Origin of the sequence: Myxococcus sp. CA051A (assembly GCF_013336705.1) — a bacterium.
Taxonomy (GTDB): domain Bacteria; phylum Myxococcota; class Myxococcia; order Myxococcales; family Myxococcaceae; genus Myxococcus; species Myxococcus llanfairpwllgwyngyllgogerychwyrndrobwllllantysiliogogogochensis.
Map to the genome: position 1 here is coordinate 1,087,484 of NZ_JABUMS010000002.1, position 19,431 is coordinate 1,106,914.

Annotated in this window: 17 protein-coding genes; 9 read left to right on the forward strand and 8 right to left on the reverse strand. The window is 70.2% G+C overall.

Going from position 1 to position 19,431, the window contains the following annotated elements:
• Nucleotides 1-26: 26 nt before the first annotated feature.
• Both HUA74_RS09700 and HUA74_RS09705 read right to left on the reverse strand, forming a co-directional pair.
• The gene (locus HUA74_RS09700; protein WP_174454273.1) at nt 27-1,622 is read right to left on the reverse strand and encodes a TIGR02996 domain-containing protein; all 1,596 of its coding nucleotides are present in this window, start codon (nt 1,620-1,622) and stop codon (nt 27-29) included.
• A 28-nt stretch (nt 1,623-1,650) separates the two neighbouring features.
• Nucleotides 1,651-2,121 carry a YchJ family protein gene (locus HUA74_RS09705; protein WP_174454274.1) on the reverse strand — a complete coding sequence of 157 codons (471 nt, stop codon included), beginning with the start codon at nt 2,119-2,121 and terminating at the stop codon, nt 1,651-1,653.
• A 124-nt stretch (nt 2,122-2,245) separates the two neighbouring features.
• Between HUA74_RS09705 and HUA74_RS09710 the strand changes: the two genes are divergently transcribed.
• Nucleotides 2,246-3,139 carry an undecaprenyl-diphosphate phosphatase gene (locus tag HUA74_RS09710; RefSeq protein WP_174454275.1) on the forward strand — a complete coding sequence of 298 codons (894 nt, stop codon included), beginning with the start codon at nt 2,246-2,248 and terminating at the stop codon, nt 3,137-3,139.
• A 13-nt stretch (nt 3,140-3,152) separates the two neighbouring features.
• Nucleotides 3,153-3,776 (forward strand): CoA pyrophosphatase, encoded by a 624-nt coding sequence (locus tag HUA74_RS09715; RefSeq protein WP_141640494.1) that lies wholly within the window; start codon nt 3,153-3,155, stop codon nt 3,774-3,776.
• Here the strand turns inward: HUA74_RS09715 and HUA74_RS09720 are convergent.
• Both HUA74_RS09720 and HUA74_RS09725 read right to left on the reverse strand, forming a co-directional pair.
• Nucleotides 3,767-5,185 carry an MBOAT family protein gene (locus tag HUA74_RS09720; protein WP_174454276.1) on the reverse strand — a complete coding sequence of 473 codons (1,419 nt, stop codon included), beginning with the start codon at nt 5,183-5,185 and terminating at the stop codon, nt 3,767-3,769. The two genes, HUA74_RS09715 and HUA74_RS09720, sit on opposite strands and share 10 nt — an antisense overlap.
• A gap of 1 nt (nt 5,186) precedes the next feature.
• On the reverse strand, nt 5,187-8,066 hold the full coding sequence (locus HUA74_RS09725; protein WP_174454277.1) for a GDSL-type esterase/lipase family protein: 2,880 nt from the start codon (nt 8,064-8,066) through the stop codon (nt 5,187-5,189).
• Between the two features lie 124 nt (nt 8,067-8,190).
• On the opposite strand from HUA74_RS09725, the gene HUA74_RS09730 reads away from it, so the two are divergent.
• The 6 genes from HUA74_RS09730 to tpx all read left to right on the forward strand — a co-directional run bounded on the left by HUA74_RS09730 (nt 8,191) and on the right by tpx (nt 15,048).
• Nucleotides 8,191-9,255 carry a mannose-1-phosphate guanylyltransferase gene (locus HUA74_RS09730; protein WP_174454278.1) on the forward strand — a complete coding sequence of 355 codons (1,065 nt, stop codon included), beginning with the start codon at nt 8,191-8,193 and terminating at the stop codon, nt 9,253-9,255.
• A gap of 200 nt (nt 9,256-9,455) precedes the next feature.
• Nucleotides 9,456-11,399, forward strand: a complete 1,944-nt coding sequence (locus tag HUA74_RS09735) for a protein kinase (RefSeq protein ID WP_174454279.1) — start codon at nt 9,456-9,458, stop codon at nt 11,397-11,399.
• A 240-nt stretch (nt 11,400-11,639) separates the two neighbouring features.
• Nucleotides 11,640-13,010, forward strand: a complete 1,371-nt coding sequence (locus HUA74_RS09740; RefSeq protein WP_141640499.1) for a phosphomannomutase/phosphoglucomutase — start codon at nt 11,640-11,642, stop codon at nt 13,008-13,010.
• Between the two features lie 2 nt (nt 13,011-13,012).
• A complete protein-coding gene (locus HUA74_RS09745; RefSeq protein ID WP_174454280.1) occupies nt 13,013-13,564 on the forward strand; it encodes an NADPH-dependent FMN reductase in 552 nt (183 codons plus the stop codon).
• A 14-nt stretch (nt 13,565-13,578) separates the two neighbouring features.
• Nucleotides 13,579-14,511 (forward strand): ROK family protein, encoded by a 933-nt coding sequence (locus tag HUA74_RS09750; protein WP_141640500.1) that lies wholly within the window; start codon nt 13,579-13,581, stop codon nt 14,509-14,511.
• Between the two features lie 18 nt (nt 14,512-14,529).
• Nucleotides 14,530-15,048: a thiol peroxidase gene (gene tpx / locus HUA74_RS09755; protein ID WP_141640501.1), complete on the forward strand. Its 519-nt coding sequence runs from the start codon at nt 14,530-14,532 to the stop codon at nt 15,046-15,048.
• A gap of 46 nt (nt 15,049-15,094) precedes the next feature.
• Here tpx and HUA74_RS09760 read toward each other — a convergent pair whose 3' ends face one another.
• Nucleotides 15,095-15,499 (reverse strand): hypothetical protein, encoded by a 405-nt coding sequence (locus HUA74_RS09760; protein ID WP_174454281.1) that lies wholly within the window; start codon nt 15,497-15,499, stop codon nt 15,095-15,097.
• Nucleotides 15,500-15,632: 133 nt separating this feature from the next.
• Between HUA74_RS09760 and HUA74_RS09765 the strand changes: the two genes are divergently transcribed.
• On the forward strand, nt 15,633-16,439 hold the full coding sequence (locus HUA74_RS09765) for a helix-turn-helix domain-containing protein (protein ID WP_254624978.1): 807 nt from the start codon (nt 15,633-15,635) through the stop codon (nt 16,437-16,439).
• A gap of 65 nt (nt 16,440-16,504) precedes the next feature.
• Here the strand turns inward: HUA74_RS09765 and HUA74_RS09770 are convergent, their stop codons facing one another.
• Genes HUA74_RS09770 through HUA74_RS09780 form a run of 3 tightly spaced genes read right to left on the reverse strand, consistent with a single transcriptional unit; the run spans nt 16,505 to nt 19,262 of the window.
• Nucleotides 16,505-17,053, reverse strand: coding sequence for a peptidase M23 (locus HUA74_RS09770; protein WP_141640507.1), 549 nt, complete (start codon nt 17,051-17,053; stop codon nt 16,505-16,507).
• 56 nt (nt 17,054-17,109) lie between these two features.
• Nucleotides 17,110-18,096, reverse strand: a complete 987-nt coding sequence (locus HUA74_RS09775; protein WP_174454282.1) for a HEAT repeat domain-containing protein — start codon at nt 18,094-18,096, stop codon at nt 17,110-17,112.
• Nucleotides 18,096-19,262, reverse strand: a complete 1,167-nt coding sequence (locus tag HUA74_RS09780) for a HEAT repeat domain-containing protein (RefSeq protein WP_174454283.1) — start codon at nt 19,260-19,262, stop codon at nt 18,096-18,098. The genes HUA74_RS09775 and HUA74_RS09780 overlap by 1 nt, the downstream gene beginning before the upstream one ends.
• Nucleotides 19,263-19,431: the final 169 nt, after the last annotated feature.

Genomic DNA, 19,431 nt, shown 5'->3' on the forward strand with positions numbered 1-19,431 from the left:
CCTCGTCGTAATTCCTCGCAGGCGCGTCAGGTCTCCAGCGTGCCGCCGAGCGCCTTCACGCGTTGCTCGATGTCCGCCTTCACGTCCGAGCGCAGCTGATGGGCCATGGTGAGCTTCGAGCGCTTGAGCCGCGCGATCTGCTCGAGTCCGGCGACGAGGTCGTCGCGCACGAGCTCCTCGTAGGGCTCGTTCATCTTCGTGGTGAAGAGGTGGACCGCGTGCTTGCCATCCGGCTCGCGCACGAAGCGGAAGCCGCAGCTCCAGTCCTTGGTGTCGTTGTGCACCAGTCGGAAGGTGAGGTCAGGGACCTTCAGCGTCGGCACGAGCGAGAAGACCTCCCGCGCCGCCGACGAGTCTTGGGCGCTCACGTAGATGCGGACCTGGAGTCGCTCCAGTCGCGACACGAGCGGTGTCGCCAGGAAACGGGAGACCCACGCGGGGAAGAGGAAGAGGTCCAGGTGGCGCAGCGAGGGGAACGCGCTGGGGTCCTGGCCCAGCTCCATCCAGGCGTCCACGGCGCCACGCACCGCCAGGGATTCGAGCCGAGGCATCTTCGCTTGATCCCGGAGCCCCACGTCGCTGTATGCGAGCGAACGCAGCGACTTCATCACGGGGTCGGTGGTGATGTCGTAGTCGCCGCGACCTTCCAGGTGCTCCACCGTGGCCCACAGGGGATGGCCGATGGTCTTCTCGATGGCGCTCTGGGTGGCGCGCGCGTTGCCCTGCTTCAGCGTGGCGTGGGACAGGAAGCCCCGCGTGAAGACGCAGTCGGGCTTGAGCGCCTCGTCGAGCGGGCCGAGCAGCTCCTTCCGGGCGCTCTTGAGAATCGCCTGCTCCCGCTTGCGCTCGGCGGCGGTGAGTGGGCGCCGGGCGGCCTCGAGCTGGAGCGCGATGAGCTCGCCGCGAGGGTGGCCCTGCTCCAGCAGCACGTCGGCCAGCACGGCGCGGGCCTCGTCGTCCTCGGGCTTCGCGAGCACCTGGGCCAGCAATGCCTCCGCGTCCGCGGCGTTCCGGGGCTTCGGTGGCGCGGCTTCCTGGAGGGCCGCGTCGAACCCGGCGAGGACCTTCACGTCGTCGGCGTGAAGCTCGGCGTCCTTCGCGGCCTCGAGCCCGGCGCGAATCCGGTCGACGTGGCCGGCGAGGAACTCCTCGAAGTCATCCTGTTTGTCGTAGCCCGCGCGTGCCTTCAGCATCGAACTCGCGGCCTGGGCATCCCGGACGCGGCGCGCCAGGGGGGCCAGCCGTGTCCAGTATGGACGGGCTCCGGTGCTGGTGAAGGGCGGGTCCACGAACTGGCTCGCGACCCAGCGGTCGATGCGCGGGTCCTCGGGCCAGTCCGCGAGCGTCTCCAGCCGGGGCCTCCCTTTCACCGAGCCCTTGTCGAGCAACGCGGCGAGCAGCGTCGTGAGGTTCTTCGCGTCGGGCTTCTTCGCGAGCGCATCCCAGTCCTTGGGCGGAGGGATGTCGCCGGAGAGCTTCTGTCCCACGGTGACGATGCGGTCGGCCAGCGCGGTGTGGGGCGCGGCACGCCACGCGACGAGCAGGTCGTCGAGGACGCGGCTCCAGTCGTGCTGGCTCGCGGCTTTCAGCAGGGAAGACAGCTTCGAGGTCGCGGTGGGCATCGAGGGTCCTTCGAGGCGCGGAGCTGGCCTACCTGGGAAACGTCGCGAGTGTGAGGGACTCGGGCGGGACGGTCAGCTCGCGCAGCACGAGCGTGTCCCCGGAGAGGTAGCGCCAGCCGGTGCCGTCGTGGCGGAAGTCGGAGCGCTCCACGAAGGAGCGGTCCTTGCCCTTCTCGAACACCTTCGCGAAGAAGAGCACCTGCGCGGTGCCCTGGGCGTCGGGGGCCTGACGGTCCATCACCACCAGCTTCGGGAACTGGTGGGCCTGCGCGAAGGCGCGCAGCTCGCGCACCACGACGTCCTCGGGCCGCGCGCGGTCCGGGTGGCTGGGGTGAAGTGTCTTCCACAGGTACGTCGGCTCGCGCTGGGCGAAGGCGCTGTAGCGGCTGCGCATCAGTCGCTCGGCGTCTGGCGGTTCTGCTTCGCCCCGGTGGAAGGGGGCGCAGCACTCGCGGTAGCGCAGTCCGGAGCAGCAGGGGCACGGAGGGGCAGGGGGCATGTCGCGGACCCGAGCCTACCTTGACCGAGGGGGAAGGGGGACGCCGCGTGCTCGCCCCGCCACACACGCGGAGGTTCGCCCTTGCTGGCGGCGGTGTCCGGGCATACATCCGGGGACCGCGCCTATGAGCCTCCTTGAAGCCATCGTCCTGGGACTGGTCCAGGGTCTCACCGAGTTCTTGCCCATCAGCTCCACCGCCCACCTGCGCATCGCGCCGGAGCTGTTCGGGTGGAAGGACCCGGGGGCCGCGTACTCCGCGGTCATCCAATTGGGCACGGTCGCCGCGGTGCTCATCTACTTCCGCAAGGACATCGTCTCGCTGGTGACGGCGTTCTTCCGGGGGCTTGCGAAGCGCGAGCCCTTCGGCACCGTGGAGTCCCGGCTGGCGTGGTTCGTCCTGGTGGGCACGCTGCCCATCGGCATCTGTGGCCTGGCCTTCAAGAAGGCCATCGAGACGCAGTTCCGCTCGCTCTACGTCATCTCCGGCAGCCTCATCATCCTGGCCATCATCCTCTTCGTGGTGGAGAAGCGCGCCTCACACCAGCGGACGCTGGCCGACATGACGTGGCGGGACGGCATCCTCATCGGCCTGTGGCAGGCGCTGGCGCTCATCCCCGGCTCGTCGCGCTCGGGCACGACGCTCACCGGCGGCCTGTCGCTGGGACTCAAGCGCGAGGACGCGGCGCGCTACTCGTTCCTCCTGTCCATCCCCGCCACCTCGCTGGCGGGCATCTTCGAACTGAAGCACCTGTTGGAAGCCACCGAGCGGCCCAGCGCCGTGTCGCTCTGGGTCGGCACCCTGGTGGCGTTCGCCTCGGGCATGGCGGCCATCGCGTGGTTGTTGAACTACCTGCGCTCGCGCACGACGCTGGTGTTCGTGGTGTACCGCGTGGCGCTCGGTCTGCTGCTCCTCGGGTTGCTCCAGGCGGGCGTGCTCAAGCCGCTGTCGGGCGTGGAGAACGTGGACGTGCCTCGCGAGCCGGGGAAGCAGCAAATCGAGAAGCAGATCACCGACTAGGGAGGCTGGCGTCGTGAGCGTGGAGGCGTTGTTCCAGGGGGTGGAGGCGCGGCTGTCGACGCGTCCGGCGCGCAACGTGGACCTGCCGGGGCTCGTGCTGCGCGAGGCCTCCGTGCTGGTTCCGCTGTTCGAGCGCGACGGCGTGCCGCACGTGGTCTTCACCCGACGCCCCGCCACCCTGCGCACCCACGCCAATCAGTACAGCTTCCCGGGCGGAGGCCGCGACGCGGAGGACCTCACGCCGCTGCACACCGCGCTGCGCGAGACGGAAGAGGAGCTGGGCATCGACCGGCGCGGCGTGCGCGTGCTGGGCATGCTGGACGAGGTGCCCACCATCTCCCAGTACCGCGTGCGACCCTTCGTCGGCGTGATTCCGGGCGACGGCAAGTACCAGCCCAGTCCAGAAGAGGTGGCCTTCATCCTGGAGGTGCCACTCGTCGCCCTGATGGACCCGGCCATCCTCCGCGTGGAGCGCAAGGAAGTCTTTGGCGCCGAGCGGGACTTGTACTTCTACACGTACGACTCCCACGTCATCTGGGGAGCCACCGCGCGCATCCTCCGCGACTTCCTGGGGCAGCTCGCGCAGGTGCCCGGCCTGGAGTCCGTGCTCGCCGCGCCCGGCCGGCGTCAGAACTGAAGGTACACGTACGGTCGCGTCTCCACGGCGGACAGGTGGCGGATGCCCAGGCCGAGGACGACCAGCGCCACGGCGCGCACCGGCACCGGCATCCGCACGAACAGCTCCGACGTCACCGTGTAGAGCTTCATCGGCACCACGTGGAAGAACACCGCCGCCGCCAACATGCCCCACACCAGCGGGCTGACGTTGGCGATGCCCGGCACGCCCTCCATCATCCGCGCGTAGAACTCACCCGCGTGCGTCATCGTCTTCGCGCGGAACACCACGCGCGTCAGCACGACGATGGTGAACGTGGCCAGCATCCCCATGGCGATGCGAGGGACCCCCGGCTTCTCCGGCTTGCCTACCCACCACTCCCAGCACCGTGACAGGCCCAGCACCGCGCCGTGCACGCCGCCCCAGACGGCGAAGCGCCAGTCCGCGCCGTGCCACAGGCCACCCAGCACCATCACCGTCATCAGGTTGAACAACACCCGAGGCTTCGACACCCGGTTGCCGCCCAGCGGGCGGTACAGGTAGTCCCGCAGCCAGGTGGACAGGCTCATGTGCCACCGGTTCCAGAACTCGCCCAGGTTCTTCGCCAGATACGGCCGGTTGAAGTTCTCCGGGAACTTGAATCCGAACAGCGCCGCCACGCCCAGCGCGATGTCCGAGTAGCCCGAGAAGTCGTAGTAGAGCTCGAAGGTGTAGGCGATGGCCGCGACGATGCACTCGGCGGAGGCGTACTTGTCCGGCGAGGCGAACACCGGGTCGACAATGCCGCTGCCCAGCACGTCCGCGATGACCAGCTTCTTCACCAGGCCCACGGCGATGCGGAACATCGCCTGTCCGCCTTCGTCCGGCGTCAGCGTGGGCACGTCCTTGAAGCGCGCCATCAGCTCCGACGCGCGGACGATGGGCCCGCTTACCACGCGCGGGAAGAAGAGCATGTACAGCAGGTGCTCGATGAACGAGTGCTCGGAGCTGGCCTTCCCCCGGTACACGTCCACCGTGTAGCTGATGGCCTGGAAGACGAAGAACGACAGGCCCAGCGGCAGAATCAAACTGAACGGCGTCTCGCGGACGTGGAGGCCCCAGGACTCGGGCACCAGCTCCAGCGCCGTCTTGCGCAACAGCTCCAGGTACTTGAAGCCCGCGAGCAACCCCAGGTTCGACACCACCGACAGCGTGACGAGCAGCTTGCGCACGCCCTGCGACGTCGCGCGTCCCATCCCCTTGACGAGCAGGTGGTCCACCGTGACGCCGATGAGGAAGATGATGAGCGGGAAGGGCGTGAAGGCCGCGTAGAAGTAGACGCTGGCCACCAGCAGCACCAACAGGCGCGGCCAGTAGTGACGGTGCACCGCCCAGTACAGGGCGAACACCGCGATGACGAAGACGAGGTACTGGAGGCTGTGCGACAGCACGTCAGTTCCCCTCCATGCGCGCGGTGGGCTCGGTCTTCTTGCGCAGCTCGTACGCCGCCAGGAAGTCCCGCGCGAAGCTCGCCGCCAGCCGCTCGTAGCCTTCCGGCGTCAGGTGCACGCCATCCGCATGGCCCAGCACCGGACGGGCCCGCTGCCAGCGCAGCATCGCCCGCTCGCCGCCCATGGCCGCGCGCGGAGACCAGTATGCGCAGCCCGCGTCACGCGCCACCCGAGGCAACGCGTCCAGCACCGACGCCAGCGCGGGCGCCTCCGTCCAGCGGCCATTCGCGTCCTGCGCCAGCCGGTCCGTGGGGCCCATCAACAGGCACTCGGCGTTGCCGGTGGCCTTGCGCAGCCGGGCGATGAGCGCGGGGTAGTCGTTCGATATCGCCGCCGCGTCCAGGTCCGCCTTGCCCGCCTCGTTGGTGCCGTACCAGAAGACGAGCAGGTCCGGACGACGAGAGGCGAGCTGCGCATCCACCGCCGACGCATCCATGTCCCGCAGCGTGGAGGCCATGGCCCCGGGCAGCCCCAGCGCGTCCAGCACCACGCCCGGCGTGTCGTACTCCAGCGCGGCGCCCAGCACGGTGACCCCACTGCCCTCCGGCGCCACCACCTCGACTTCGTGCGAGGCGCCCGTGACGGGGAAGGAGCGGATGCGCACCATCGGCGCGGAGAGCGGCTCCGGCAGCGGTGCGTCCGGAGGCATGGCCTCGCCGTCCACCCGAATGTCTGGAGCCTTCGTGTCGGGCGCGTCGAGCGCGTACAGGTCGAGCCGCCCGGTCAAGGTCTTCGCGTCCTTGCAGTCCTTGCAGAACTCGATGCGCAGCTTCGCGCCCGGCGCGCCCACGGCGCGGATGCCCGTGAGGCCCCACAGTCCGCCCGGCGGTGCCTCCATCGCGTCCTCCACCGTCCAGTCGCCCACCAGCTCGCGGGCCACGCGCGCGTTCTCGAGCCGAGGCGAGGACTTGCCCGCGGCGATGAAGCCCCGGCCCGCGTCACCGAAGCGCTTCGTCAGCACCCCGCGCACCGCGTCCGTGAAGTAGTGCGACGCGGTATGCGACGCGCCGAGCTGGGCGATGCCCACGCGCAAAGCCTCGCCGGACTCGCGGCGGCGCAGCCGGTCGAACGTCTTCGTCAGCGCGGTGTCCGCGTCCCGCAGGCCCGGCGCATCCGCCACCGGCACCAGCGGCGCGTGCACCTTCGCGAACCCGCGCTGCAGCGCCAGGTCGAACAGGTGGCCCAGCAAATCGGAGCCCTTCGCGCGCGGGTGCACCAGGTCCTCCAACATCAACCCGGCCTCCAGCCACCGCAGGGCCGCGCCCTCGCCACCCATGGCGGTGTACGCGTCCCAGAAGGCACAGCCACCCAGGCGCGCCTCCTCGCGGAAGATGTCGGAGACCTCCTTGGAGCCCCGGCGCGGCACCAGCTCGCCGCCCATGGTCCGCACGCCCGCGTCGATGGGCGACATGACGAGGCACGCCGCGTCCGGCACGTTGGCGCGCACGCGCGACACCAGCTCCTTCATCTGCGCGCGCACTTCCTCCAGCGTGGTCCGGTCTCTCGAGAAGAAGAACGCCTCGTTGCCGCCCACCATCAACACCACCATGGCCGGTTTGCGCTGGCGCAGCTGCGCGCGGAAGGCCGCGGGCTGGGCGCGCAGGTACACCTCCGCCATGCCGCCGAGCAGCCCCACCGTGTCGTAGATGACGCCCGGCGTGCCCGTCTCCAGCGTCACGCCGTGCAGCTCCACCTTGCCGGATGTGGTGAGCGTCAGCGTCTTGGCGCCCTCGGGCAGGTTCACCCGCGCGAAGGCCGCCTCCGACTTCGTCTTGGAGAAGCCGCGCGTCTGGATGCGCTGCAGCGGCCGGCCATCCACGGAGAGCTGCACGGAGCCGCTGGAGGGCTGGGCGAGGAAGAACAGCTCCGCCACCCGCGAGCCCTCCACGTCATACTTCGTGTTCTGCGAGCCACCCGCCGAGGTGAAGGCCACACCCGTCCAGCCCACCCTGTCGCGGGGCCACTTGGTGTCCACCAGCCGCGCGATTTCCCAGCCGTCCGAGCCCCGTCCGGAGCGCGTCCACCGGCCCGCGCTGGCGGGGCGGGTGATGAAGAGGAAGCCCTTGCCGCCCGAGCCGAAGCGCTCCTGGAGCCTGTCCCGCACCACGTCGGTGATGTAGTCCGACGCGACGAGCGAGTCTCCCAGGTGCACCACGCGCACCGGCGTGCGCCGCGTATCCGCGCGCAGCTCCGTCAGCGCCCGGTGGAAGGGGGCGAGCCCATCCTCCTCACAGGTGCCGTCCGCCCGTGCCTTGCGGCAGTTGGGTTCGATATCCACGTGCTGGGCGCTCATCCGCTCGCGCAGCGCCTCCAGCTCCACGGCGCGCGCCAGCGAGGGGGCGCTCAATTCCTCCAGGCCGATGCCGGGCACGGTGGGCACCGCGGGCGTGGGCACCGCGTCCACCACCTCCGTCCCCGCGTCGTCGGCCGGGTCCTCTTCCGGCACGACGCCCTGCTTGGGCGTGTCCGACGCCACCACCTCAATCTCCGGGGGCGGGGCGGGGCGGCCTCCGGTGAAGGACGCCGGCACCGCCAGCGCCACCAGCTTCGGGCCCAGGGGGCCTCGCTGGAGACTGGGCAGGGGGCGCCACGACTCCGGAATCGGGGCGAGCGAAAGCCCCAGCGCCAGCGCGACGGTGAGGGTGAGCGTCAGCCCGGTGGTTCTGGCCTTGAGGAAGTCCAACAGCGCGGCATGAGACTGGCTTTTCGGGGGCGGGTCAAAACTCTCGCCGCTCGGGGCCGCTTCATCGTCCGGGGGGCGGACAGGCGGGCGGTCTGGACCGGAAGGTGGGAGGCGCAACGGCCTGGACGGGGGCTTCATGGGAAGCGGCTCCCCTCTTTCCCGGAAAGGCCGAAACGGTATGGTGCGCCGCCATTCACGCTGGGGGAAGACCCTGGCGCCTCCCGCTGGCGACGAGCCGGCACTCGCAGGAGTCGTACCCCGCATGGCCCTCTACCCCGTCATCATGGCCGGTGGCTCCGGCACTCGCTTCTGGCCCCTGTCCCGTCAGGCGCGGCCCAAGCAGTTCCTGCCCCTGGCCTCCAAGCTGCCGCTCATCACCGACACCGCCGCCCGCCTCAAGGGCCTGTCGACGGTGAAGAACACCTTCATTGTGTGCGGCCCTCCGCACGCGAAGGCCGCGGCGAAGCTGGTGAAGGGCCTGCCCAAGGCGAACATCCTGGTGGAGCCGGTGGCTCGCAACACCGCGCCCGCGATTGCGCTGGCCGCCGTGCACGTGGCCGCCAGAGACCCGAAGGGCATCATGGTGGTGCTGCCCTCGGACCACCATGTCGCGGACGTCCCCGGCTTCAAGCGCACGCTGGAGGAGGCGGCCCGCATCGCGGAAGGGGGGCACATCGTCACCCTGGGCATCCAGCCCAACCGCCCGGAGACGGGCTACGGCTACATCCAGGTGGGTGACGCGCTCTCGGGTGGCGGCCGTTCCGTGAAGGCGTTCAAGGAGAAGCCCGACACGCAGACGGCCAAGGCGTACGTCTCCTCCGGCGAGTACCTGTGGAACGGCGGCATCTTCGTCTTCCGCGCCGACGTCATCCTGGCCGCCTTCGAGCAGCACATGCCGGAGATGAAGAAGGGCCTGGCCACGCTGAGCAAGGCGGCGGGCAAGCGCACCTTCGGCCCGGTGCTGAAGAAGGTCTTCCCCAAGCTGCCCTCCATCTCCATCGACTACGGCGTCATGGAGAAGGCGTCCAACATCGCGGTGCTGCCCGGGGACTTCGGCTGGTCCGACGTGGGCTCCTTCGCGGCGATTCCAGAGGTCCGCCCCGCGGACGAGAACGGCAACGTCATCTCCGGCGCATCGGCGGTGGTGGTGGACTGCAAGGGCTGCGTGGTGCTCGCGGACAAGCGTCCCCTGGCCGTCGTCGGCCTCACCGACGTGGTGGTGGTGGACTCCGGCGACGCGGTGCTGGTGGTCCCCCGCGAGAAGAGCCAGGACGTCCGCAAGGTGGTCGAGGCCCTCAAGGCCCGCAAGCTTCAGAAGTATCTGTAGGCGCAGGCGCCCAGTGTGCGCTGGAGAAACTTCCACTCTCGGGGCTGAAACATTTTCCGCTTCGTGGGTAACGGGTTTCCCCGGGTTCTCGTCCCGTCGGGAGGTTGTCCTGTCCAGTCGGTGACGAAGCCGGGGGTGCACGGGGGTTGCAGTGCCACCGCCGCCCGCCCCATCCAGGGGCGGCAGGGGCGGTGGCGAACATGGCATGCAGGCACTGCGCGGTGGAGCATCCGGTGGGTACGGGCTGTCCCCAGGCGCCGTCGCTGGAAGGGCAGCGTCACGGTCCGCTCGTGCTGCGCCAGCCGCTGGGGGCCGGAGCGCTGGGCACGGTGTACCTGGCCGAGCACCAGCCCACGGGCCATCGCTTCGCGGTGAAGGTGCTGCATCGGCACCTGGCCGCCCAGCCCGCGGTGCGCGCGCGCTTCCAGGCGGAGGCCCGGGCGCTGCGCGGACTGAAGCACCGCCACGTGGCCCGCGTGCTGGATGTGCGCCGGGGCCCCGAGGGACTGCCGTGCCTCCTCATGGAGTACGCGGAGGGTGAGCCCTTCTCGCGCCTGCCCATGCCGCTGGCCTCGGCGGAGGTGGTGCTGCTCCTGGCCCAGGCGCTGTGCGCGCTCGAGGCCGCGCACGCGCGAGGGTTGGTGCACGGGGACCTGTCCGCGGACAGCCTCATCCTGACGTGGGACTCGCGCGGTGAGCGGCAGGTGAAGGTGCTCGACTTCGGCACGCAGGCGGTGCTCTCCGCCAGCCTCTCTCCGGAGGAGCGCGCGTGCGGCATGGTGGTGGGCTCGCCCGCCTTCCTCGCGCCCGAGCAGTGGGCGGGGGACGCGGTGGATGGGCGCACGGACCTGTATGCGCTGGGCGTGGTGGGCTACCTGCTCGCCACGGGCCGGCTGCCCTTCGGCTTCGGCCGCGTGGGCGGGCTTTCTCCCACGGAGCCGCACGTGCTCAACCCTCGGGTTCCTCCCGCGCTCTCCACGGTGCTGCTGCGCGCGCTGGCCCAGCGCCCCGGGGAGCGCTTCCCGAACGCGAGGGCCTTCCGCGAGGCGCTGCTGGAGAGCCAGGGCATCGGGCGACTGGAGCCCTCTTCGTCGACGCGTACGCGCACGTCGAAGGGTGGCGTCTCCATCTTCGGGCACATCCTCCCCGAGGACGGCGCCACGCCGCTGCACCTGGCGCTGCGAGACGCGGCGCATGGGAACGCCACGCCGACCGAGGTCAACCCGCCGCGCATGGAGTCGCCGCGCGGGCTGGGCGTCCGGCTGGGGCTGGCGACGGACACGGAGCTGGTGCCCGTGCGCGTGGGCGATGTGACGGTGGACGGCTTCTTCGCCACCTGGGCGGGCCCGCTGCCGGAATTGGCCTCGCAGCTCCCCGTGGAGCTGTCACTGGGGGGCCGCAAGGTGGCGTGTGACTGCGACGTGGTCCGCCATGTCACGAGTGAAGAAGCGCGGGCGTGGGGCGGGGCCTCGGGCCTCTATGTCCAGTTCGCGGGCGAGGCGGCGCGGGCGCTGCTGGGCCGCGCGCTGGGCGTGGGCGTGACGCCGGGGGAGCTGGACGCGGAGCCCGTGCCGGACGCGGAGCTGGGGCGGCTCTTGTCGCGCGCGGCCGTCGTGGCCAAGGACCCGTACGCCCTCCTGGGCGCGCTGCCTCACGAGGACTTCGAGCAGGTGCGTCGTCGCGCGAGCGCCGCGCTGCGCCGGCTGAACCTGTTCCGTCAGCGCGCGCTTCCACTGGGGCAACGTCAGGCCCTGGAGTCGCTCCTGCGCCGGGTGGAGGCCGCGGGACGCGTGCTGGGCGAGCCCGTGTCACGCGCGGGCTTCGACGCCACGCGCGGCAACCTCGCGGGAGTGGCGCGCTGCCTCGCCGCGGGCCTGTCGGAGCCGCAAGCGGACGTGCTGCGCAAGGCCTTCCTCGCGGCGCGTCCCCTGGCCGAGACGCGGGCCCGGGCGCTCTTCACCCAGGGGCATGCGTTGGAGGCGCGGGGTTCGCTGGACGCCGCGCTGGAGCGCTACGCGGAGGCCCTCTCGTTGGACCCCCTCAACGCCTCCTGGCTGCGGCACTACCAGGAGCTGCGCGGACGGGTGCGTCTGGCGGTCCTCCCGGCCGTCGAGGCCCCTGGCGCGGAGGCCCTCACGCACTGAGGGCTGTGTCTTCCGGGAGACCCTCCAGAGGGCGTGGAGGCCCGGTGTGTACCGCCGCCCGCCCGACAGGCGGGCACATCCAGGGGTTGATTGGCACCCCAGGGACTTGAAGGGCCCCCGAGGGGCCTCCGTTCAGCAGGTTGCGCCCCCGTCTCGGCGGGTGCCGGGAAGGTCGGGGCTCGTGTAGAGTCCGCCGCCCTCCGTCATGCCCTCCGGTCTTCCGAGGGCGGGGACACCTTCATGAACGCGCATATCTTCCGCGAGTACGACATCCGGGGTCTGGTGGACAAGGACCTCACCGCCGAGGTGGTGGAACTGCTGGGCAAGGGCCTGGGCACCATCATCCGACGCAAGGGCGGCCGCTTCATCGCCGTGGGCCGCGACTGCCGCGAGTCGTCCACCCGCTTCCGCGACTCGCTCTGTGCCGGCCTGACGTCCACGGGCCTCAACGTCTTCGACGTGGGCGTCGTGCCCACGCCGCTGGTCTACTTCGCCGCCAACACCCTGCCGGTGGATGGCCTGGCCATGATTACCGGCAGCCACAACCCGCCGGAGTACAACGGCTTCAAGATTGGCGCGGGGAAGACGACCTTCCACAGCCACGAAATCCAGGCGCTGCGAAAGCTCATCGAGGCCGCTGACTTCGAGGTCTCCGCCACGCCCGGCACCGTCACCCCGTTCGACATCATCACCCCCTACAACCACTTCGTGAAGCAGACGGTGAAGGTGGGCCGCAAGGGGATGAAGATCGTCATCGACGCGGGCAACGGCACCGGCGGCGCCATCGCCGTCCCGCTGTTCGAGAGCATGGGCTTCGAGGTGGTGCCCCTGTTCTGCGAGATGGACGCGACGTTCCCCAACCACCACCCGGACCCGACGGTGGTGGAGAACCTCCAGGACCTCATCGCCGCGGTGAAGCGCGAAAAGGCGGAGGTGGGCATCGCCTACGACGGCGACAGCGACCGCATCGGCGTCATCGACGACCAGGGCAACATCCTCTGGGGAGACCAGATCATGGTCCTCTTCAGCCGCTACGTGCTGAAGGACAGCCCGGGCGCGGCCATCGTCGGCGAGGTGAAGTGCAGCTACACGCTGTACGACGACATCGCGAAGCGCGGCGGCAGGCCCATCATGTGGAAGGCGGGCCACTCCCTCATCAAGGCGAAGATGAAGGAGGAGCACGCGGAGCTGGCCGGGGAGATGAGCGGCCACATCTTCTTCAAGAACCGCTACTTCGGCTTCGACGACGCGGTGTACTCGTCCGCGCGCCTGCTGGAAATCCTCACCCACGAGAAGCAGAAGCTGTCCGAGCTGCTCGCCGACGTGCCCAAGACGTACGCCAGCCCCGAGCTGCGCTTCGAGACGAAGGAAGAGAAGAAGTTCGAGATGGTCAAGCGCGCCACGGAGACGCTGCGCGCGGCGGGCCACGACATCATCGACGTGGACGGCGTGCGCGTGACGTTCCCCGACGGCTGGGGCCTCATCCGCGCCTCCAACACGCAGCCCATCCTCGTCCTTCGCTTCGAGGCCAACACGGCCGAGCGCCTCAAGGAAATCCAGGCGCTCATCGAGGGCACGGTGGCCCGTGTGCAGAAGGAAGTGGGCGGGTGAGCATGTCGTCGCCTCGCATCCTCGCCATCAGCGGAAGTCTCCGGAGCGGCAGTTTCAACCAACTGCTCCTGGCGGTGGGCGTCCAGAAGGCCCGCGCGCTGGGGGCCGAGGTCGACGTCGTGGACCTCAAGTCGCTCGGCGTCCCGCTCTATGACGGCGACGTGGAGGCCCAGGGCCTGCCGGCGCCCGTCGTCGCGCTGCGCGAGCGGGTGGCCAGGGCCCAGGGCTTCCTCATCTCGAGCCCCGAGTACAACTCGTCCATTCCCGGCGGCCTGAAGAACGCCATCGACTGGGCGTCGCGTGCGCCGGGCCGGTTGTTCCAGGGCAAGTGGGCGGCGCTCATGGGCGCGAGCCCCGGCAACTTCGGCACGTCGCGCATGCAGCCGCACCTGCGGCAGGTGATGTCTTCGGTGGGCGCGCTGGTGCTGCCCACCCAGGTGCACCTGGCGCGGGCGATGGAGGCCTTCACGCCCGAGGGTGCGCTGAAGGACGACGCGCGGAAGAAGGAAGTCGAAGCGCTGGTCACCGAGCTGTTCGAGCGCGTGAAGGGTTGAGAAAGGACACCGCCATGGCGACGCTAGGAATCGACCTGGGTGGGACGTTCGCCCGCGCCGCCGTGGTGGACGCGGCGGGAAAGATGCTCGCGTCGGCGAAGGTGGCCCTCGACGAGCGCAGCCCCACCGGGGTGGTGGAGACGATTGCCCAGGCGGCGTCCGCGGCGGTGAAGTCCGCGGGCGTCGTGGTGGGCGGCTGTGGCGTGGGCGCGGCCGCGCAGATTCACAAGGACTCCGGCGTGCTGTCGGTCGCCCCCAACCTGGGCTGGCGCAACGTGCCGCTGGGCCAGTTGCTCACGGACCGGCTGGGGCAGAAGGTGAAGGTGGTGAACGACCTGTCCGCCGCCGCCTGGGGTGAGCTGCACGCGGGCGCGGGGCGCGGCGCCCAGGATTTGTTGGTGGTCTTCGTGGGCTCGGGCGTGGGCAGCGCCATCATCGCGGGCGGACAGTTGCTGGATGGCGCGGGCGGCGTGGCGGGAGAGCTGGGCCACATCAAGGTGGTGCCGGATGGCCGGCGCTGCGGCTGTGGTGAGCAGGGGTGCCTGGAGGCGTATGCCGGCGGACACAACCTCATCGCGCAGGCGCGGGAGCTGCTGGCGGCCGGGAGCTCGCCCGCACTGGCGGAGCTGGTGGGGAATGACGCCACGAAGCTCACGCCGGTGACGCTGGAGCAGGCGGCGGAAGCAGGCGACGCGGCGGCTCGAGAGGTGTATGAGCGGGCCGCGCGGTTCCTGGCGCTGGCGGTGGCCAACCAGGTGACGGTGTTGAATCCGGCGCGACTCATCCTGGGCGGTGGGGTGTTGAACCACTGTCCCGGCATGCGGCGCCGGGTGCTGGATGGTGTGCGGGCGTGGGCGTCCCAGACGTCCCGCGAGGGGCTGCTCATCGCCGACGCGGAGCTCGGTGACGACAGCGGCCTCATTGGTGCGGCGTTGCTGGCCGCGTGATGAGAGGAGTGGGGATTCATGGCCGAGTTCAAGAACCAGGTCACCTACCGGGGACAGCCGGTGACGCTGGAGGGGGACGGACAGGTGCAGGTGGGCGACGTCGCGCCTGACTTCACCGTCTTCAAGGGGTTCTTCGAGTCCCACCAGCTGTCGGAGCTCAAGGGTCAGGTCGTGGTGCTGAGCGTGGCGCCCAGCGTGGACACCAAGGTCTGCGCCATCCAACTGCGCATGTTCAACAAGCAGGCGACGGACATGGGGCCGGACGTGAAGGTCTGGTACCTGAGCCTGGACCTGCCCTTCGCGCTCAACCGCTTCAGCGCGGCCGAGGGCATCAACAACGTCGCGGTGCTGTCGGACTACAAGAACCGCGAGTTCGCGCGGAAGTACGGCCTGTACATGAAGGAGCTGGGCCTCCTGGCGCGCAGCACCTTCGTGGTGGGCCGGGACGGCAAGGTCGTCTTCCGGGAGGTCGTCCCGGAGATGATGCACGAGCCGGACTACGACGCCGCGCTGGAAGCGGTCCGCAAGGCGCTCTGAGTCGTCGAGCGCCGCGCCGCTTCCAGGCGCGGGAGTGTGAGGCGGCTCAGGCGTGCACCACGCGGGCCTGCTTGACGGCCATCAGCTCCAGGCAGCTGAAGCCCGCCACGGCGAGGGCCTGCACCAGGGTGAAGGCCTGACCCCAGACGGTGGGCTGCACCCAGCCCGAGGCGAGCAGGACGAAGCTGTCCACCGTCCACAGCACGTTGGCGACGATGATGGCCCAGACGAGCGCTCGGGGCACGAGCGGGCGCATGGCGAGGAAGACGAGCAGCGCGGCGAAGGGCAGCAGGCTGAAGCCCGCCGAGCGCAGCAGCGTGACATGCAGGCCCAGCAAGTCGCTCAAGGGCCCCGCGGCGAAGAACATCAGGGCCCCGGTGGCGCCGCTGATGAGACCGTCGGCGAGCAGGATGTGGCCCAGCAGGGTGCGGGAAGCGGGAATGGCGCTCATGGGTGTGTCCTTGGAGAGCGGCGCCGGTGAATCCGGCCGCCGTGTGAGGACACAAATTGCGCGCCGGGGGATTTGAAGTCGATTACGTGGGAGGTAATTGGAGCGCTTCCCCCGGGTTCCTAGTGTCAGGGGCATGATGATGCCGAGCCGTCCGGTGGGTGAGTTGCTGCGGGAGTGGCGCCAGCGCCGCAGCTTGAGTCAGCTGGATTTGGCGTGCCGCGCGGATGTGTCGGCACGGCACGTGAGCTTCCTGGAGACGGGGCGCTCCACGCCGAGCCGGGACATGTTGCTGCATCTGGCCGAGGAGCTGGAGGTGCCCCTGCGCGAGCGCAACGCGCTGCTGGTGGCCGCGGGCTTCGCGCCTGTCTATTCGGAGAACGAGCTGGATGGGCCCCGGATGGGCGCGGCGCGCGAGGCGGTGGAGTTGGTGCTCTCCGGCCACGAGCCCTATCCCGCGCTCGCGGTGGACCGGCACTGGCAACTGGTCACGGCCAACCGTGCCATCGGGGTGCTCCTGGAGGGCGTGCCCATGGAGCTGCTCCAGCCTCCCATCAACGTGCTGCGGCTGAGCCTGCACCCGGAGGGACTGGGCCGGCGCATCCTCAACCTGGAGCAGTGGCGCGCGCACGTGCTGACGCGGCTGCAGCGGCAGGTGTCGAGCACGGCGGACGTGACGCTGGCGGCGCTGCTCGAGGAGCTGCGCGCGATGGGGGCTCCAAGCGCGTCCGCGGAGCCGGACTTCGCGGGCGTGGTGGTGCCACTGCGCATCCAGACGCCGCGAGGCATCATGTCCTTCATCGGCACGACGACGGTGTTCGGCACGCCGGTGGACATCACCCTGGCGGAGCTGGCGATTGAGTCGTTCTTCCCTGCGGACGCGGCGACGGGGGAGCTGTTGCGCCAGGCCGCGGCCGAAGCGGCGCGACACACCGACGCCTGAAAATAGGGACGCCCCGTTCCGGCCATAGGGTAACCGGAGCGGGGCGCGGGGTGTGGCGACCGCGACTACAGCGTGGGCGTACCCACGCGATTGCTGCAGTACGCGCTGGAGCCGCAAGTGGTGCCGACGCTGGTGTACCAGGCCGTCTTGCGGGTGCCGTACTGACGATTGTCCGCGTGTACGTGCGCGCCGGTGGAGTTGCCCGTGGAGCCCACGAGGCCCAGCGCACAGCGGTCACACGTCTTGGAGCCGGAGGACACGTTGGAGTTCAGGTGGAGCTGACGGAAGTCCCAGCCGGTGGCGCCGGTGACGACGTAGTAGTTGCCCGCGCCGCCGTTACAGGTGGTGCCTCCGCTGCAGTTGTTCGCACAGCCGCCGTAGTAGGCGTAGTAGCGGCTGACGTTGATCATCCCCCGGTGGTTCCACTCGCTGCACGTGCCATTGCTCATGTCGAGCGCGTTGTGGCTGCTGCCCGAGCACGAGTAGTACGTCGTGGAGCCCACGCGAGCGGCCGTGTCACAGATGGGGCCCACCGCCGTCGCGGACAGCGCGCTGGTGGCCCATCCCGTCACGGTGAGCACCACCGTGGCCAACATCCACTTCATTCCCTTCATGGAAACCTCCTCTGGGTTGTTTCGCTGTGGCACTGCCTACGGCGGTGATGCAGGGGTCACCTCCGCAGCCGCTGCTTTTCACGCAGCAGCAGGTGCCACTCCTGGAGGTTGAGCTTCAGCGCGGACAGCCACGCGTCGATTTCCAAGTCCATGCTCGCGTCCACGCCCCGCAGCGACTCCAAGAGGGGCCGCGCGGAGGCCTGACCCAGCCGGGCGATTCCCTCGAGCGCCGCCTTGCGCACCGCGGGATTCGCGTCACGTCGGAAGGTCTCCACCAGCGAGCGCCGCGCCCCATCCGCCTCCGCCCCTGGCACGCCTCCCAGCGCCGTGGCCGCCGCCGCGCGCAGGCCCGGGTCCTCCGCCTCGAGCTGCCGCGTGACGCTCTCCACCGCGTCGTGGCCCACGGCCTCCATGGAGACCTCGCCCAAAAGCTTCGCCGCCACCGCCGGGTCCTCCGTCGCCGCCGCCACCGACACCGCAGTCTCCGACACCGCGCGGTCATGGCCGGAGTACACCTGCGCGCTCTCCTCCCGCAGGTTGTCGGCCACGGCCTGACGCACCTCGGGGGATGAATCCCTCGCGAGCTGCTCGTACGTCACCACGCCGCCGTTCTTCGCCATGAACTCGACGGAGGGCGTGGCCCTCAGCGCGCGCACGGCCGCCGCGCGTGCGGCCGGGTCCGCGTCTCCGGCTGCTCGTGCGAGCAGGGGCTGCACCAGCGTGGGTGACTCGGCGTGGCTCGCCTTGGTGGCCAGCGCCGCGCCCAGGGCCTCCAGCACCTCGGGTTCTCGCTCCCGCTCCAGCGCGGCCTGTAGCTCGGCGACGGGCAGGGCCAGCGCCGCCTCTCGCAGCCGCAGCTTCACGTAGCGCCGCAGCGCCGGCGAGCCGCCCTTCAGCGCGGCGCGCACGTCCACCAGCATCGTCTCCACCGTGCAGGTGGACGGCGTCAGCAGGGGCTGGGCCGCGCTCGCGGACATCCCCCCGGCCGCCAGGGCCGACAGCAGCAGCGCGCGCCCCAGGTGCTTCCTCACGAGGGCGTCCATCAGTGCGGCGCTCCTTCCTCGACGAGGCACGCGTGGTGCTCGCCCTTGCCCAGCCAGATGCGGGCGAAGTCCACCGTGCCGGAGGCGTAGAGCTGCTTGAACTCCGCGTAGTCGCGCTGGAAGCGCGGGTCCTTCGCGGCGAGCCTCGCCAGCAGCGGCAGCGCCTTCTCTCCGGCGGCGCGCACGGCGAAGCGGAAGATGGCCCAGCGCACGCAGACGTCGTGCTCCTTCTCGAAGGCCGCCTCGTAGATTTTCAGGGCCTCCTCCGGTTCGCGGGTGACGCCGAGCCGGAAGGCCGCCATCTCCCGCACGTCGCGCTCGCGGTCCGTGGTGAGGATGCGCTGGAGCTCGTCGAAGGACTCCGAGCCGATGAGCGGATTGGAATACGACGGCATCTCCAGCGCGAGCAGCCGCACCGCCATGTCGTCCGACTTGCCGGCGATGGAGAGCAGCTCCTTCCAGTACGGGGCATGGGTGCCGGTGCGCTCGAAGTCCTCCTTCATCACCCGGCCCAGGGTGCGCGTGGCCACCCAGGCCGTGGAGTCCGCCGTCTCGTCCAGCGCCACGGCCTTCAGCCGCGCCAAATCGCTGGGGGACAGGCGGCGCTGGGTCTCCAGCGCGTCCAGCGCCGCCGAGCGGTTCTGGAGCGGCATGCTCCGGTCCTCACCCAGCTTCAGCAGCGCCTCCGACACCTTCGCGTCGTGGACGGCCGGGGCCGCCTTGAGCGCGTCCAGGTAGAGCCCCAGTTCGGGAGGACTGGCTTGCTTCGCCCACTCGACCACCTGGAGCCCGCGGCCCGCGTCCTGGCCCACCACCTCCGTCAGGCGCTCCTGGAGGTACGTCGCCAGCAGGTTGTCCCGCTTGCCCACCGCGACACCCAGCGCCTCGCGCAGCGAGTCCAGCGTGGCCGTCTTGTCGAGGTCTCTCAGGCCGTCCCAGCACCCCGGCATGGGAAGCTGTTCAACCGCCAGCTTCGGCTCGTTGGGAGACGGCATCCCTGAAGACGTGCCGACCAGCACGCCACTCGCGGAGGGCGGCCTCGCGGCGGAATCAGAGCGCGCGCTGTCCTCGACGGAGGGAGGTGTCCCTCGGGAGAGCAGCAGGGCGACGGCCGCCCCCACCAGCACCGCGCCCACCAGGGCCCAACCAGGCTTTCTGAAGGTCATCAGGAGAAAGTCGATAGGTGGTTAAAACTGAGAATTCTCGATTACTTGGAAAATGCGTGAATGGCAACGGATTTGTCACGGGCCCGACGCGACGCCTGCTCCCTGCGAGGGCGGGCGTGAAGCGCGCGGAAGCGGCGGACATAGCTTTCCCGGGTGAGGTGGAGGTGAC

What these genes read in the sequence shown, in the direction of transcription:
- HUA74_RS09770 (WP_141640507.1), bottom strand. Translation starts at nt 17,053, where the DNA reads ATGAAGGGAATGAAGTGGATGTTGGCCACGGTGGTGCTCACCGTGACG.
- HUA74_RS09780 (WP_174454283.1), bottom strand. Translation starts at nt 19,262, where the DNA reads ATGACCTTCAGAAAGCCTGGTTGGGCCCTGGTGGGCGCGGTGCTGGTG.
- HUA74_RS09730 (WP_174454278.1), top strand. Translation starts at nt 8,191, where the DNA reads ATGGCCCTCTACCCCGTCATCATGGCCGGTGGCTCCGGCACTCGCTTC.
- HUA74_RS09710 (WP_174454275.1), top strand. Translation starts at nt 2,246, where the DNA reads ATGAGCCTCCTTGAAGCCATCGTCCTGGGACTGGTCCAGGGTCTCACC.
- tpx (WP_141640501.1), top strand. Translation starts at nt 14,530, where the DNA reads ATGGCCGAGTTCAAGAACCAGGTCACCTACCGGGGACAGCCGGTGACG.
- HUA74_RS09745 (WP_174454280.1), top strand. Translation starts at nt 13,013, where the DNA reads ATGTCGTCGCCTCGCATCCTCGCCATCAGCGGAAGTCTCCGGAGCGGC.
- HUA74_RS09725 (WP_174454277.1), bottom strand. Translation starts at nt 8,066, where the DNA reads ATGAAGCCCCCGTCCAGGCCGTTGCGCCTCCCACCTTCCGGTCCAGAC.
- HUA74_RS09765 (WP_254624978.1), top strand. Translation starts at nt 15,633, where the DNA reads ATGATGATGCCGAGCCGTCCGGTGGGTGAGTTGCTGCGGGAGTGGCGC.
- HUA74_RS09775 (WP_174454282.1), bottom strand. Translation starts at nt 18,096, where the DNA reads ATGGACGCCCTCGTGAGGAAGCACCTGGGGCGCGCGCTGCTGCTGTCG.
- HUA74_RS09760 (WP_174454281.1), bottom strand. Translation starts at nt 15,499, where the DNA reads ATGAGCGCCATTCCCGCTTCCCGCACCCTGCTGGGCCACATCCTGCTC.
- HUA74_RS09700 (WP_174454273.1), bottom strand. Translation starts at nt 1,622, where the DNA reads ATGCCCACCGCGACCTCGAAGCTGTCTTCCCTGCTGAAAGCCGCGAGC.
- HUA74_RS09740 (WP_141640499.1), top strand. Translation starts at nt 11,640, where the DNA reads ATGAACGCGCATATCTTCCGCGAGTACGACATCCGGGGTCTGGTGGAC.
- HUA74_RS09705 (WP_174454274.1), bottom strand. Translation starts at nt 2,121, where the DNA reads ATGCCCCCTGCCCCTCCGTGCCCCTGCTGCTCCGGACTGCGCTACCGC.
- HUA74_RS09750 (WP_141640500.1), top strand. Translation starts at nt 13,579, where the DNA reads ATGGCGACGCTAGGAATCGACCTGGGTGGGACGTTCGCCCGCGCCGCC.
- HUA74_RS09735 (WP_174454279.1), top strand. Translation starts at nt 9,456, where the DNA reads ATGGCATGCAGGCACTGCGCGGTGGAGCATCCGGTGGGTACGGGCTGT.